15 protein-coding genes are annotated in these 15,506 nt (G+C 40.1%); 11 read left to right on the forward strand and 4 right to left on the reverse strand.

All coding sequences use genetic code 11. The features are described 5' to 3' along the window. Positions 1–95: 95 nt before the first annotated feature. The 11 genes from ACKWCA_RS04005 to ACKWCA_RS04055 all read left to right on the forward strand — a co-directional run bounded on the left by ACKWCA_RS04005 (position 96) and on the right by ACKWCA_RS04055 (position 10,779). Positions 96–1,112, forward strand: coding sequence for a bestrophin family protein (locus tag ACKWCA_RS04005; protein WP_413976847.1), 1,017 nt, complete (start codon positions 96–98; stop codon positions 1,110–1,112). Next, positions 1,112–2,074 carry a YheT family hydrolase gene (locus tag ACKWCA_RS04010; protein WP_413976848.1) on the forward strand — a complete coding sequence of 321 codons (963 nt, stop codon included), beginning with the start codon at positions 1,112–1,114 and terminating at the stop codon, positions 2,072–2,074. Before ACKWCA_RS04005 ends, ACKWCA_RS04010 begins: the two co-directional genes overlap by 1 nt. Before the next feature lie 77 nt (positions 2,075–2,151). Further along, positions 2,152–2,634, forward strand: a complete 483-nt coding sequence (locus ACKWCA_RS04015) for a c-type cytochrome (RefSeq protein ID WP_413976849.1) — start codon at positions 2,152–2,154, stop codon at positions 2,632–2,634. 271 nt (positions 2,635–2,905) lie between these two features. Beyond that, positions 2,906–3,826 (forward strand): glycosyltransferase family 2 protein, encoded by a 921-nt coding sequence (locus ACKWCA_RS04020; RefSeq protein ID WP_413976850.1) that lies wholly within the window; start codon positions 2,906–2,908, stop codon positions 3,824–3,826. After that, entirely contained in the window at positions 3,819–4,688 is an 870-nt protein-coding gene (locus ACKWCA_RS04025; protein WP_413976851.1) for a formyltransferase family protein, read from the forward strand. The genes ACKWCA_RS04020 and ACKWCA_RS04025 overlap by 8 nt, the downstream gene beginning before the upstream one ends. Beyond that, on the forward strand, positions 4,685–5,845 hold the full coding sequence (gene rffA, locus ACKWCA_RS04030) for a dTDP-4-amino-4,6-dideoxygalactose transaminase (protein WP_413976852.1): 1,161 nt from the start codon (positions 4,685–4,687) through the stop codon (positions 5,843–5,845). The genes ACKWCA_RS04025 and rffA overlap by 4 nt, the downstream gene beginning before the upstream one ends. 2 nt (positions 5,846–5,847) lie before the next feature. Continuing rightward, complete coding sequence (locus tag ACKWCA_RS04035; protein WP_413976853.1) at positions 5,848–7,587, forward strand: DUF6044 family protein; 1,740 nt, start codon at positions 5,848–5,850, stop codon at positions 7,585–7,587. A 146-nt stretch (positions 7,588–7,733) separates the two neighbouring features. Then, complete coding sequence (locus ACKWCA_RS04040) at positions 7,734–7,934, forward strand: hypothetical protein (RefSeq protein ID WP_413976854.1); 201 nt, start codon at positions 7,734–7,736, stop codon at positions 7,932–7,934. A gap of 87 nt (positions 7,935–8,021) precedes the next feature. Continuing rightward, complete coding sequence (locus tag ACKWCA_RS04045) at positions 8,022–9,575, forward strand: family 20 glycosylhydrolase (RefSeq protein ID WP_413976855.1); 1,554 nt, start codon at positions 8,022–8,024, stop codon at positions 9,573–9,575. Between the two features lie 98 nt (positions 9,576–9,673). After that, positions 9,674–10,483, forward strand: coding sequence for a helix-turn-helix transcriptional regulator (locus tag ACKWCA_RS04050; RefSeq protein ID WP_413976856.1), 810 nt, complete (start codon positions 9,674–9,676; stop codon positions 10,481–10,483). Positions 10,484–10,647: 164 nt separating this feature from the next. Continuing rightward, positions 10,648–10,779: a hypothetical protein gene (locus ACKWCA_RS04055; RefSeq protein ID WP_413976857.1), complete on the forward strand. Its 132-nt coding sequence runs from the start codon at positions 10,648–10,650 to the stop codon at positions 10,777–10,779. Between the two features lie 9 nt (positions 10,780–10,788). Here the strand turns inward: ACKWCA_RS04055 and ACKWCA_RS04060 are convergent, their stop codons facing one another. The 4 genes from ACKWCA_RS04060 to ACKWCA_RS04075 form a co-directional block, all read right to left on the reverse strand. After that, positions 10,789–12,417 (reverse strand): SulP family inorganic anion transporter, encoded by a 1,629-nt coding sequence (locus ACKWCA_RS04060; RefSeq protein ID WP_413976858.1) that lies wholly within the window; start codon positions 12,415–12,417, stop codon positions 10,789–10,791. 96 nt (positions 12,418–12,513) lie between these two features. Further along, on the reverse strand, positions 12,514–12,957 hold the full coding sequence (locus ACKWCA_RS04065; RefSeq protein ID WP_413976859.1) for a Dabb family protein: 444 nt from the start codon (positions 12,955–12,957) through the stop codon (positions 12,514–12,516). Between the two features lie 31 nt (positions 12,958–12,988). Then, on the reverse strand, positions 12,989–13,783 hold the full coding sequence (locus ACKWCA_RS04070) for an SDR family NAD(P)-dependent oxidoreductase (protein ID WP_413976860.1): 795 nt from the start codon (positions 13,781–13,783) through the stop codon (positions 12,989–12,991). A 16-nt stretch (positions 13,784–13,799) separates the two neighbouring features. Beyond that, positions 13,800–15,479 (reverse strand): sodium:solute symporter, encoded by a 1,680-nt coding sequence (locus tag ACKWCA_RS04075; protein ID WP_413976861.1) that lies wholly within the window; start codon positions 15,477–15,479, stop codon positions 13,800–13,802. Positions 15,480–15,506 lie beyond the last annotated feature (27 nt).

Below are 15,506 nucleotides of genomic sequence, written 5' to 3' on the forward strand. Positions count from 1 at the left end.
GATAAAGATTCAAATAGACCTTCACCGACCCATGCCGATTCTTAAAGTTTTACGTATTTTTAACGCTCGCCGTTCAACTTTCAAAAAATTTCGTAATGTACATAAAACGCAATATAGGCTGGGGTTTGATTCTCAGGTATGCATGGAAAAACCTCATCTTCTTTACGTTTTACGCGGGCGGTATTTTTTGCTTATACCATTTTTTGGGGTGGACTTTTATCGACATTCCTTTTCAACCGTTGAGTGTTATCGGTATTGCGGTGGCGTTCTATATCGGTTTTAAGAACAGCCAAAGTTATGATCGGTTTTGGGAAGGACGTAAAATCTGGGGCGGTATCGTGAATTATAGTCGTACCTGGGCTATCCAAGTTTTGAGTTTTGTCAGATCGGACGACCCTGAACATGACCAAAAAATACATACTCAAATGATTCATCGCCATATTGCCTGGATCAACTCCTTACGGGTACAGTTGCGCCAACCAAAGTCATGGGCCTTGAAGAAAAATAGACTGGTAGAGAAGGTTTTTGACAAACATGAGGAACGGAATATCTCTTGTAATGAAGCCTATAATTACGTCAGCATGCGAGAATTCAGTGACCTAAAAAAAAGGGTGAACCCGGCCACCCACTTGGTTAAAAATCAAGCTTTCGATATCTTTGAGCTAAAACGGAAAGGTATCATTGATGGCTTTCAAGAAGATCAGATGCAATCTGTTTTGGAGGAATTTTATAATCTTCAAGGTAAGTGCGAGCGTATCAAAAACACTCCTTTTCCACGCCAGTACGGTTACTTTTCCAAGGTATTCACATGGATATTTGTATTGCTGCTGCCCTTTGGATTACTGGATGTCTTTGAAGATGATGCCATGGCCACGCTCGGAAAGGTGGAACCTTGGTATATCTTTTTAATGATTCCGTTTTCGGTCTTGATCTCTTGGATTTTTACAACTATGGAAACTATTGGGGACAACAGCGAGGACCCCTTTGAAGGACGCATCAACGATGTGCCCATGACGGCCTTATGCCGCACTATAGAAATCGATCTGCGGGATATGTTAGATGAAAAAGATTTACCTGTCGACGTACTTCCAAAAGATAACATCCTATACTAATGCCGCTTATTCCCTCTCTGTACCGCCCACCCGTTTTCTTCAAAAACGGCCATCTGTCGACCATCTATGCAGGTGTCGTCAGAACGGTCAATGGTTTTGAACAAAAGAGAGAACGCATTGAACTACCCGATGGTGACTTTCTGGATTTGGATTGGAGCTTTTCGGAGGGCATTTCCAAAAAAGTCGTAATTCTGATCCATGGTCTTGAAGGAAATGCTCAGCGGGCCTATATGAAAGGAAGCGCCAAGCAATTCAATCGAAACGGATACGATGTGTGCGCCGTCAACCTGCGTACCTGCAGCGGAGAGACCAATCGTCTATTCCGCTCTTACCATTCAGGAGCTACCGAAGATCTAGACGCCATTGTTCAACACCTCTTAAAGACAAAAGACTATGGCGCTATATATATTAAAGGGTTCAGTCTTGGGGGTAATTTGACCCTAAAGTATTTAGGGGAAAATCGGGTGCTTCCAAAACAGATCAAGGCAGCCATAGGTATTTCGGTTCCCTGTGACCTATATAGTTCTTGTAAGGAACTGCTGAAACCGAAGAACATACTCTACGCGATTCGATTCAAAAAAAACTTGCTGAACAAATTAAAGGAGAAGCAAAAACGCTTTCCGGAGAGAATATCAGATGCCGATATCAAAAGGGTGGTAACCCTAAAGGATTTCGACGATGTCTACACCAGTATCGCCCATGGCTTTACGGATGCATTAGATTATTATGCGAAATGCAGTTGCTTACAGTTTCTACCGCAAATCAAGATTCCTACCCTGATCATCAATGCTAAAAACGATTCCTTTTTTGGCCCGGAGTGCTATCCTGAAAAAGAGGCTAGGGTTCATCGAAACCTCTTTCTCGAAATGCCCGAGCATGGCGGTCATGTCGGTTTTACGGGGCCCAAAAATATCACGTATACGGAAAAAAGAGTGATAAATTTCTTCAATGAAGTGGATTAGATTTGGTGATTCCTTATATTAGTGACCTAATACAAACAGATGTCGATTTAGATCGACACGAATGAAATTCGGCTTACATGAAAAAATTACTCGTAGTAGTGGCTATCGGCGGATTGTTGATGAGCTGTGGTGAATCAAAAAAGGAAGAAAAAAAGGAAGGCTTTGAAATGAACCGTGCCAAAAAGGAAGTGAAAGCTGAAACAGCTTCTGAAGGTGTGCCGGTAGATTTGGATAATGACGGCGTCGGTCCGTTCAAAGATATCGAGTTTCCTTCCGATATCGATACCGAATTGGCTGCTGCTGGAGAAGCAAAATTCAGCGCGATATGCACGGCTTGTCATATGGCGGAGCAACGGATGATCGGACCCGCTTTGAAAGGAGTCTATGAAAGAAGAAGTCCGGCCTGGGTGATGAACATGATCGCCAACCCCGATGGCATGCTCAAAGAAGACCCAATAGCCAAGGCGCTTTTAAAGGAATATAACAACGCCATTATGTTGAATCAGAACTTGTCGGAAGAGGATACTAGAGCTGTTGCGGAGTATTTGAGAACGCTTTAATAAATAGTTAAGTGCATCATTAAATTAATGTTGCTATTTTTCTTTTCGTTGATAATGTTTTTCAAGGTTGCAAATCAAATTGTTTATACTAAAAAAACCTTATCTAACCAGTCGCAATGTTGACATATTATCACATAGTTCTCTACGAGATCCTTAACGGTAGATTTTGGATTACACTTCTTTTAGTTTTAGCTTTAAAACATACTATTCAGCGTTAAAAATAATATTTTCTGACTATCTAGTATTCGGTAGTCATTCTTGAATCGTTAGAATGAAAATATCCATAGTTAGCCCGGTATATCATGCTGAGAAAGTCATTTCTCAACTGGTAAATTTGATTGAAAGAAACATTCAAGAAATTAGCTCTGACTATGAAATAATTCTAGTTGAAGATTGCAGCACTGATAATTCGTGGTTGGAAATAGAAAAAATCAGTAGAGAAAACAAAAAGGTAAAAGCGCTACAGTTGAGTAGAAACTTTGGGCAGCATTGTGCCATAACCGCTGGATTAGATTGTGCAAGTGGAGATTGGATTGTTGTTATGGATTGTGACCTACAAGACCGACCAGAAGAAATTAAAAACCTTTATCAAAAAACCTTGGAGGGTTATGATATTGTGCTTGCAAGCAGACACGTAAGAAAAGATTCTTTTGTGAAAAAATTGTTTTCAAAATTGTTTTACAGGTTACTAAGCTATCTTACTGGCTTTAAACATGATGAAAGTGTAGCTAACTTTGGTATTTATAGCAGAAAAGTAATTGATGCTGTAATTCTAATGCGCGAGTCCGTTCGATACTTTCCAACCATGGTAAGATGGGTAGGGTTTAAGTCTACCAAGATAATTGTGAACCATGCTCCCCGGCAAGAAGGAAAATCAAACTATAATTTTAGGTCTTTGTTACGCCTGGCCATAGACATTATACTTTCGTCTTCAGACAAACCCATACGCCTACTTATTAAAACGGGCGGAATAGTTTCTATTGGGGCTTTCTTTATTGCACTTGTTTATCTTTTAAAGTGGATAAGGGGAGATATATTTATTCTAGGCTATACCAGCCTAATCGTATCTATTTGGTTCTTATCGGGTGTTATTATGGCTACATTAGGAGTAGTCGGGCTATACGTTGGAAAAATATTTGAAAGCGTCAGAAAAAGACCCCTTTACATCGTGAAGCAAATCATCAATGGTTAGATTGTACCTCCTTGGGAAAAAGGGATTCGAAAGTTTAAAAAAACTAAAACCAAGACACCTTTCATCTATTACCGATATCGTTGTTGGACAAGATAAAAATGTGTCAAATGATTTTTCCAGCGAGATACGCCTTCTTGCAAAAGAACTTAATTTGCTGTCTTATATCAGAAACTACGAGAAAGAGAACAAGTCAATTAAGCTTAGTATAGCCATAGGTTGGAGATGGATAATTTCCCCAGCTACAAACCTCTTGGTTTTTCATGATTCCTTACTTCCTAAATACCGAGGTTTTAACCCCTTGGTTACTGCACTGATCAATGGAGATACAACAATTGGCGTTACAGTAATTGAAGCTAATGAAGAATTCGATACCGGTAACATTGTTAACCACGTAAAACTCAATATTTCTTATCCTATAAAAATTGAAAATGCTATAGAAAAATTGGCGAGGCTATACGCTGATCTTTTAAACGAAGTATTGAAAGATTACCTTGGAAAACGACTTAGCTCGTACCCGCAAAAAGACAATTTGGCTTCCTATAGTCTCTGGCGTGATGAAGATGACTATGAAATAGATTGGAATCTTTCCGCTACAGAAATCAAACGCTTCATCGATGCCGTTGGCCCGCCCTATAAGGGAGCCAAAACCAAGCTCAATGGAAAATGGTTACGTATACTTGATGCTGCCTCTGAAAAAGATGTTACTATAGCGAATAGGGGGCCAGGAAAGGTGCTTTTTAAAAAAAAGGAGGGGGTATACATCGTTTGTGGCGTCGGCCTACTGATTGTAAAAGACTTTTATGATGATAGCGGGAATCTAGTATCCTTTGAAAATAAATTTAGACTTAAATTTGGGCAATGAACTTCTCGCAGTATCAAATTCCTTTCAATAAACCCCACCTTACCGGTAAAGAAACAAGTTTTATTGAAGATGCTGTCAAAAATGGCCAGATTTCAGGAAACGGTAAGTACACTAAGTTGTGTCAAAACTATTTTCAAAAACAATTTGGTTTTACAAATTGTCTGTTGACAACTTCTTGCACTGATGCTCTTGAGATGGCAGCAATACTTCTTGACATTAAAGAAGCTGACGAAGTAATCATGCCTTCATTCACCTTCGTTAGTACTGCCAATGCTTTTGTCTTAAGAGGAGCAAAAATAATTTTCGCCGACAGCAGAAAAGACTGTCCAAATATAGATGAGAATTCTATTGAAAAGCTCATTACATCTAAAACCAAGGCAATTGTTGTAGTTCACTATTCTGGCGTCGCATGTAACATGGGTAAAATCATGCAATTGGCAAACAAATATGATTTATATGTCATTGAAGATGCAGCTCAGGCTATCGACAGTTATTATATAGGGCATCCGAAAACTGATAAAAAAGCTCTTGGGTCGATTGGACACTTAGCAACATTTTCGTTTCACGAAACGAAAAATATTATTTCTGGCGAAGGCGGAATGCTCGTTATTAATGACTCAAAATTTCTAGAAAGAGCTGAAGTAATTTGGGAGAAAGGAACGAACCGTTCTGATTTTTTTAGAAAAAAAGTACATAAGTATGAATGGGTAGATATTGGCTCTTCTTTTCTACCCTCCGATATCATTGCGGCATTTTTATATGCGCAACTTGGCGAACTCAATGATATACAACAAAAAAGGAAGGATATTTGGAATACTTACTATGATAATTTATCGGAGTGGGCAAAGAAGCATAAAATTCAATTGCCATATATACCGAAATACGCAACAAATAATGCCCACCTTTTTTACTTAGTAGTAGAAAATCAAGATCAGCGACAAAAAATATTGACCTATTTGAAAAATCTAGGAATCTTGGCTGTGTTTCATTATCAAAGTTTGCATAAAAGCAAATTCTATCACGATTTTCATGGATCGAGAGAACTACCTGAATGTGATCGGTACTCTTCATCGCTCATTCGCTTGCCCTTATTTTATGATTTAACAAATAATGAGTTACAATATATTATTGAATCTCTCTTAATGTTTGAAAAATAGAAATGTCATCAGCATTTAAGCCTTTCTTTAATAATATAGCAGTACAGTTAACAATAGCTTCAACACTTATACTGGCCTATTATTTTCCTTATATCTACAATGGTGAAAACAGCTATATTACCATACATGACAATCTAGATTCGAACCTCAGTTGGGTAAAAATATTACTTGATAGTGGCACTATGTTTTCGAATCCACAAAATCTGGTTCCACAAGTATTCAATGGTATTCCAAGGTCGGCGCTATATGGTAATTATGATATCAGTCTTTTATGGTTTTATCTATTTGGCATGTATGAAGGCTACATATTTAACAAAATCATCATGAGTTTGGTTGCGTTCATCGGAATGCATCTATTGCTTAATAAACATGTATTGCCAAGGAACTCTTCTTCAATAATTCCTTTTTTTGTTTCACTAATGTTTTCATTGCTTCCATTCTGGTCTTTCACTTTAAGCGTATGCGGACTACCATTGATTTCATATGCATTCATGAATCTAAGAAACGGAAAATCTGGGCTTTATCATTGGCTCATTATCATAGGGTTTGCATTTTATTCCTCATTAGTACTTTCGGGCATATTCTTTATGGTAATTGTATTTTTCATTTTAGCATATGACTGGTATCGATACAAAAAAATAAATTGGTTATTTCTGAAAGGCGTATTATTACTTTGCGGTTCGTATCTGCTGAGCCATTATCCCCTTATCTATTCATTTTTGTTTAAGGGCGACTATACATCACATCGGGTTTCATTTTATTTTGAACCCTATTTCTTCTCGGAAGGCCTTGATAAATTTGACCAAATTCTTAGATTTGGCCAGTATCATGCACATAGTTTTCACACGTATCTGATTATTCCAATCATTGTTGTGCTAATTCTACAATTGTTCAAAAAAGAGCTTGATAAAAGGTACCTATATTCCATAGTTTTCTTACTCTTAACTTCTTTTATTTATGGCTTTATCAGATGGGAGCCCCTAAGTGGTATAACAGAGCTAATGACCGATTTTCTGCCACTACAGTTTCAAAGATTTCATTTCTTACACCCAATGACCTGGTATATTCTATTAGCCCTAGCCTTATGGCATTTGTCTAAATATGGCACCATAGGAAAGGTCCTAATATGGATTATTTTATTCTTTCAAATTGGCTATATAGGTCAAGAGCTTAAGGTTTTGGATCAACTACCCAATCAACCATCGTATAAGGAGTTTTATGCGGAATCGTTATTTGCCGAAGTAAAAGATTTCATTGGCCAACCCAATTCAGATTATCGAGTCATTAGTCTAGGTATGCATCCTTCGATTGCTCAATACAACGGGTTTTATACCCTAGATGGATATTTTCCAAATTACCCCTTAGCGCATAAGTTAAAATTTAGGAAGGTAATTGCTCCTGAACTAGAAAAGAATCCCAGTATTAAAAACTACTATGACAATTGGGGTTCTCGCTGTTATGCGTTTAACGATGCTTTGAAAATGTTTTTTCTAAGGCCTAAAGTAAAAAAAATTGAAAAGCTTGATTTTAACTTTAATATCCTTAAAGAGATGGGAGGCCATTACCTATTATCAACAGGTGAAATAGATACCTCTTATACTAAAAGTCTTCAATTAGAACATGTTTTCGAACATCAGGACTCATTTTGGAAAATTTATCTGTATAGGAATCTTGCCGATTCTGATACCCCAAAACTCTGTAGAACCAATTCGCGGTTTTGTCAGAAGACGGCAAAGCTATGAGTGGTGCTCAGAGTTCCGATGTTAAACTGACACTCATGTTGCATTTATTACTACTCGAATTAAAAGTCTTACAACTACCTTAAAAATTGGAAGAATATACCACTCGGTGACCCTTTTTTAGTATATTCCATGATAAGAAAGACTTCATGAAAGTTTTGATTAAAGGGAAATACTACCGAGAAAAAAAGTGGGAACTTGGTAATAAGGGAGTCATTCACTCCGTGTACAACTGCTTAACTCCAAATATCGATTGGTACGATCATGAAAATCCTTATTTCATGTCTATCATTCAAGGCAATGTTTATGATATCAATATTCAAAAAAAACCACCTTGGTTTCTGCTCTAACGGAAATGATACTTGAAGATACCATTGAAAAACCGTTGCCTATTTGATGAGGCAATGGCTTTTTTTTAATTAACGCCTATTTCAAAAATGATGAAAAAAGTATTGTCGATCCTACTATTTGCCTTGGGTCTCGTGGCTTGCCAGGAAAAAAGCAACCTGATTTCAAGAAAAATTCCGATTCAGGTCATTCCCACACCCAAATCGATAGAAGCAGGCAATCATGCGTTTCTGATTACGGATAAGTTCTTTGAAATGTCCGCCGCCAATACCGAATTACAGCCTGTCTTGGCCGTTTTCAAAAAAGAACTTGAAGTACTTTCAGATATCAATCCAACGATAAGTACCGACGGTGACCAATCGCTTCTATTGTTTCGTCTTGATGATTCGTTTGCAAAAGATGCCTATCAGATTGAAATCAGTAATCGAATTTTGGTCAAAGCGGGTAGTCCGCAAGCCGCCGCAATGGCGCGCACTACGCTACTTCAGATGGCTCTTTTCGAAGACGGGGCCTTGCTTTTTCCGCAGGTGACCCTAGATGACCATCCAGATGCCAAATATCGCGGACTTATGGTCGATTTAGCTAGAAATTGGCATTCTATGGCCACTATTAAAAAACTAATCGACCTCGCCTCCTATTACAAGGTGAATTATGTACAACTCCATTTCACCGACGATCAATCCTATACCTTACCTTCCAAGAAATATCCAAAATTGTCGACACCTGACCGGCATTATTCCTTCGAGGAGTTAAACGAGTTAGAGACCTATTCACAGGAGCGTGGAGTGACCATCATTCCGGAAATCGATGTTCCGGGACACGCAAAGTCTTTGGTAACAGCCTACCCGGAATTATTCGGAATAGCCGCTTATGAACAAAACCCCTATATCATTCATATGGGTAAAGAAGAGGTGTATGCTGCCCTCGATACCCTGTTTTCTGAAATCATTCCCATTTTTAAGGCAACACCCTATTTTCATATCGGTGGAGACGAAGCAAGATTCGACCAAGTGATGGAGGACCCAGAAGTGAATGCCTACATAAAGATAAATGCATTGGGCAATAACGATGTTCATGAATTATATCGCCATTTTTTAGTACGAACAAACGATCTCGTTAAAAAGCATGGGAAACAAACTTGTATCTGGGAGGGATTTGCAAAAGAAGGACAGGTCGAAATACCAAAGGATATGATCGTATTTGAATTTGAGTCACTATACCACTTGCCAAATGATCTTATCGATGCCGGGTACACCGTCGTGAATGCGTCTTGGAAACCGTTGTATGTGGTCAATGAAAAAAAATGGGAGCCCCAAACCATTTTTGATTGGAACCTATGGCGTTTTGAAAATTGGTGGTCGAGGTCGCCTGCCACAGCCAACCCTATTCAATTGGAAGAGACTTCCTCTATCATCGGTGCCCAGATGTGCACTTGGGAGCAATCACAAGAAATTGAGTTCAGTAGCTTACGAAGAAGGCTTCCAGTACTAATGGAACGCATTTGGAATACCAATAAGACCGTCACTTATGATGTCTTTATGGAGCGCTTGGACTTTACGGACGAAACCCTATCAATATTGGCCAATGATGCTACTCAAGACCCCATATTGCTAGGCCATAACCACAAAGAACCAACCAACTAAAACTCACATCCCCATACTTGACGCCATTCCTTGTATTAAAATGTAACCAAAGCCCGAAAATCGCGTCTATATAGTAGTTAATCGACAATAGTTGTTTCATGAAAGTCCTAACCAAAGGGAAATACTACGGAGAAAAAAAAATGGAACTCGATAACAAGGGCATCATTCTCTCGGAATATGACTACCTCACTTCCCGTACCGATTGGCACTATCATGAGAATCCGTACTTCATGTATATTATAGAGGGGCAGGTATACGATGTGAACAAACACCGGAAAACCAACTGTAGTTCTGGAAGTCTATTACTGCATAACTGGAACGAGTCTCATTATAATAGTAAGGAATCAAACCTTGCCAGAGGGTTCCACATCGAATTCGAGCGTACGTGGTATGAGCGCAAGAAGCTCAATGTCGACCTTTGGGAAGGAAGTCAGACTATCGAAAACCCAATGATGCACCATCTCTTGGGAAAGATTTATTTTGAATTCAAATGCCAAGATCCTTACTCTGAGCTCTCTATTGACCTCTTATTGCTACAGCTCTGTGAAACTACCCAAAATGAACAACTGTTGGCATACGACAATACGCCGCCTTGGGTTTCCTCCTTAAAGGAAATACTGCATTCAGATAATGACGACATGCTCAACCTAAGTTCGTTATCAAATGAATTGGGAGTACACCCTGTTCATCTCTCTAGAACTATTCCGCGTTATTTTTCAGCCACCTTAGGCGATTACATCAGGCAACGGAAAATAAAGAGCGCCCTGATGTATCTGCTCGACCCCAAGCTATCCCTCACCGAAATTGCCTATTTATGTCATTTTGCCGATCAGAGCCATTTCTCCAAAACCTTCAAATTATACTTGGGTAAAACACCAAAAGTGTTTCGGGCTCAGCTTTTAGGTTGATTCATTGTCGCAATCTACTTCGACTTCACCTCCTTTAGTGAAAGCGCAGACAAGCACTCAACCGGGCCTCAATTCTATTATTTTAAAAATTTTAACAAAACTTTGTCCTTTTCCCTAAGTAGTGTTCGTCTTTATAACAAACGGACCTTTTAAACTATTACATTATGAGCACAGAAAAACTTATTCAACCGGAACAAAAGGTATTGGAGAATAAACTACACCGAATTCAGCAGCAGATTTCAGCTAAATACTGGTTTGGGTGGGGCGGCAGTTACACGAGTTCAAAAAGAAAATAGTGCTGGGTATCAAAAGCCCCAGAGATTCCACGGATCCTCAGCCTCAACCCCGTTTTTCTTCTGCACACGATCCACGACCACCTTATAAGTAGGGTCTTCCAACACATTGACATCGATTATATTTTCGGCATTTCCCAAAAGTCGAATACAGTCTTTACTCAAATGCCTTAAATGAATTTTTTTTCCTGCTTTTTTATAGCGCTCCGTAATCTTATTCAAGGCTTCGATACCCGACATATCGGCAATACGGCTTTCCGCAAAATCGATAATGACTTCTTCAGGATCGTTCTGAATATCGAATTTCTCTGCAAATAGCGTAGTTGATCCGAAAAATAAGGGTCCAAAAATCTCATAGTGCTTGATTCCATGCTCATCCACATATTTTCTAGCCCGGATACGTTTGGCATTTTCCCAAGAATAGGCTAAAGCGGAAATCACGACTCCCAATAATACGGCTATGGCCAAGTTGTGTGTAATTGCGGTAATCAAGGTGACCAATACCATAACCACAACATCTGATTTAGGCATTTTTCCAAAAGTCTTAAAACTTGCCCATTCAAAGGTTCCGATAGCTACCATGAACATCAGACCTACCAATGCTGCCATGGGAAGACGCTCGATGAGGCTCGATCCAAACATGATGAAAACCAATAGCATTACGGCAGCGGTAATTCCAGAAAGACGGGCCCTGGCCCCTGAAGAGGTGTTGATCAGACTCTGCCCTATCATTGCACAGCCCCCCATACCCGATAGAAAGCCTGATAGTATATTTGCGGTACCTTGAGCCACACATTCCTTATTGCCACTACCTCGAGTCTCCGTAATCTCATCAATGATATTCAAGGTCAACAAGCTCTCAATAAGACCCACCCCGGCTACGATCGCGGCATACGGAAAAATAATAGTGAAGGTCTGCCAAGTGAATGGAATTTGGGGAATGGAAAGGGGCGGCAACCCTCCTTTAATGCTCTCCCCTTCGCGCATAGTATCGGCCACGGTCAACGTATCGACACCAAATCCGATGACGATTGCAGAAACGACCACAATAGCCACTAAAGATGAGGGTACGGCTTTGGTCAACTTCGGAAGCCCCCAAATAATCAACATCGTCAAAAGGGTCAACCCGAGCATGATATACATTGATGAGCCACTGAGTAAGGTCTCCGATTCTTTTTTATAAAAATTCGGAAATTGGGCCATGAAAATGATAATCGCCAATCCGTTGACGAATCCGAACATTACGGGGTGTGGTACTAGGCGTATGAATTTACCAAGTCGAAGCAGACCTGCCCCGATCTGTAATAGTCCCGCTATGATTACCGTAGCGAAAACATAATTCAAAATGGTCTCGGGTTCTATTCCAGGAAAATTTCTTTTAAGCTCTAGAATCAAACCCACGAAAATAACCGCTACAGCTCCTGTCGCACCAGAAATCATACCCGGTCGACCACCTAAGATAGATGTCACCAAACAGAGGATAAAAGCCGCGTACAACCCTGTCAAAGGGGAAAAACCTGGGATCAACGCAAAGGCAATAGCCTCTGGAACCAACGCCAAGGCCACCGTCAAACCCGAAAGAATTTCGGTCTTATAATCTACTTTTTGCTTAAAATCGAAAAGATTGAGGTACTTTTTCATCTGCCGTCGAATTAAGCTCGCAAAAATAGGACTTATTGCCTTGTAATAGTGCTATTTATTCGAAAACCTCATTTCCAAGACTTTCTTGAACGTTGATTATTTTGCCCAATAATCGACAACGAATACCTTTTCAATATGCGGCTGTAGGCTTGCCACGAATTCTTGATGTTTTGGATGTGGTGTATAAATACTGTCCCTATCTTTTTCTGAAGCAAAGGTCAACATATAGCAATGGGTAAAGCCTTGATGAAAATCTTCCGGACTATCATTTAATCCCCATTCGAAATCTTTAATGGCTGAAATGTGTGTGGGTAACGCATTGAAGCCATCATTTAACTTCTGCACATCCTCATCACTGGCATCATCCTTGAATTTGAAGATAACCACATGACGTAGTCGTTCTTCTTGTTTGACTTGTTCTTCCATTACTGTGCTTTCCATTTTTTTAGCTTGTTTTTGTTCGTCCTTTGCTTCGCCACATGATAATTGTACTAGACAACTGGCCAAAATAATTCCGAATGCAATTTTTGTTCTGCTCATTTACTTTGTTTTAGAAATATGAATTGTTCAACTATATAATTCCTCCCATACTACCCCCATCAACCTTGATAGCCACACCATTGGTGGCCGAAGAAAGTGGGCTCGTCAAATAGGTTATCGTATTTGCTACTTCTTCTACTTTAGCAAAACGCTGTAGTAGTGAAGAAGTGCGGACTTCCGTAAAAAAGGCTTCCTCTACCTGCGCTTTGGTCTTGCCTTCCTTCTTCGCTGTATTTTCCAAAAATAACTCTGCTCCCTCTGACAAAGTAGAACCTGGAACTACGGTATTTACGGTCACCCCAGAACCTTTGGTCAACTGTGCCAATCCTCTTGAAACGGATAAAACAGCTGCTTTGGTCATACTATATGGAATCAAATCGACCGGAACCAAAGTCGCACATTCGCTAGAAATGAATAGAATACGCCCCCAATTGTTGGAGAGCATCTTTGGAAGCAATTCTTTTGACAAACGAACACCGCTCATCACATTAACTTCGAATTGTCGATACCAATCTTCTTCTCCTTCCTCAAAGAAAGACCCCGATTCATACATGCCCACGTTGTTAATTAGGATGTCTATTGCCGGCAGCTTTTCAAGTAACGCTCTCACTTCATTGGGTTTACTAAAATTCGCAGCCAAGCCTGAAATGGAAGCCTCAGGATACGCTTGTTGTAATTTTCGAATCGATCGATTTAACTTTTCCTCAGCCCTTCCGTTAAGAATAATTCTCGCCCCTTCTCTTGCCAACGATTGCGCAGTAGCAAAGCCAATCCCCGCAGTAGCACCTGTAATAAAAGCAGTTTTTTCCTGAAGTTGTAAATCCATCGTTTTCCAAATATTCTTATCCGGCGATACCCCATGTACTGAATACCCCCCATAATAGTAGTACAAGCGCCACTAATACAACGGTAAGTGTCATATCAGAAGACCACTTGAATACAGGTCTTTCCGCACGTTTTTTAAACGTAACCAGTTCTAACCGTTCTACCGGCTGTGCAGGGGTCATCTTGCTGACCATCATCAAAATCATCGCGCAAAAAAGGAATAGGAACAAGGCGAAGTGCAAGAAATTAATACCTAGAAATATTCCTAAAAATGAACCTTCTCCCACTACGATCGTTCCTTCATTCGCAAGAAATTCAGCAATTAATCTAAAAACCCCGATGACAAAGCCTACCCACAATGCCACAATAGCACCACGTGCATTAATCCATTTATAAAACAGACCGAAGAGAAAAACCGCGGCTATCGGTGGAGAAATATATGCTTGGATACTTTGGAGGTAATGAAAAATTCCGCCTCCCATAAGCGCTTTCATAAAAGGAATCCATCCAAGGCTGACCACCACCAATACTACCGTTGCCAATCGGCCAAAACGGACCAGGTCTTTTTGATTGGCGTTCGGTCTATACTTTTGATAGAAATCGATGGTGAGTAGTGTCGAACTCGAATTAAAGGCTGAAGAAAGGGAACTCATCAGCGCTGCCAATAACCCGGCAATGGCCAAGCCTTTTAATCCTGTTGGCAAAAATCCGTTGATCATGGCCGGTAAAGCCTGATCGGCATTATCCATTGAAAACTCAATTGCTCCTTCTTGTAAAAGGGCATAGGCGATTACACCGGGAATAAAAAAGATAAATACGGGAAGTAACTTCAAATATCCTGCAAAAAGGGCTCCTTTTCTTGCGTTGTTGATATCTTTGGCCGAAAGGGTTCGCTGTACAATATATTGGTCGGTACACCAATACCAAACCCCCAAAATAGGAGCCCCGAACAACATACCCGTCCAAGGGTACTCTGTATCGGACATTGGTCGCCAAAGATTAAAAAACTGTGCTGTAGGTGGATTGCCTTCTTGAGCCGCGGCCGTTGTGATTACCGCTATCATATGGTCCCAGCCGCCCAGTGCATACAAGCCAAATACGGTTACCGCAATGGTACCCAAGAGCAAAATAAAGGCTTGTACCATATCCGTGTAGATTACGGCCTTGAGTCCACCCAAAACCGTATAGAATCCCGTCGCAACAACGGTGACTATGGCGCCGGTCCAAAAAGGAACACCGACGGTTTCGAAAACCAAGGCTCCTGCAAAAATGATAAGGGATATTTTAGTAATCACATACGCTAAAATGGAAATTACGGAGAGGTAACTTCTACACGCTTTAGAATAACGTTTTTCAAGAAATTCGGGCATGGTATATACTCCAGAACGTAAATAAAAGGGAACAAAGACCCATCCCAAAAGAATTAGAACCAAAGAGGCGATTATCTCAAAATTCGCCATGGGCATATTGCCCCGTGCACCCGCGCCGGAAACCCCCAAAATAATCTCCGATCCGATATTCGATGCAAATAACGATGCCCCGATAACAAGCCAGCCCGAGTTCTTCCCAGCGAGAAAATAATCGACCGCTCCGCCTGAATCCGATTTGGTTTTTGATGCCCACTGGGCAATCCATAAGATAATTCCAAAATAGACAAGGATAATGGCAATATCCCAAAAACTAAGGCTTGATAGCATACGATGGTTGGTTTTTATAGTGGTTTA

The sequence above is a fragment of the Maribacter corallii genome, assembly GCF_047345415.1.
Classification (GTDB): Bacteria; Bacteroidota; Bacteroidia; order Flavobacteriales; family Flavobacteriaceae; genus Maribacter_C.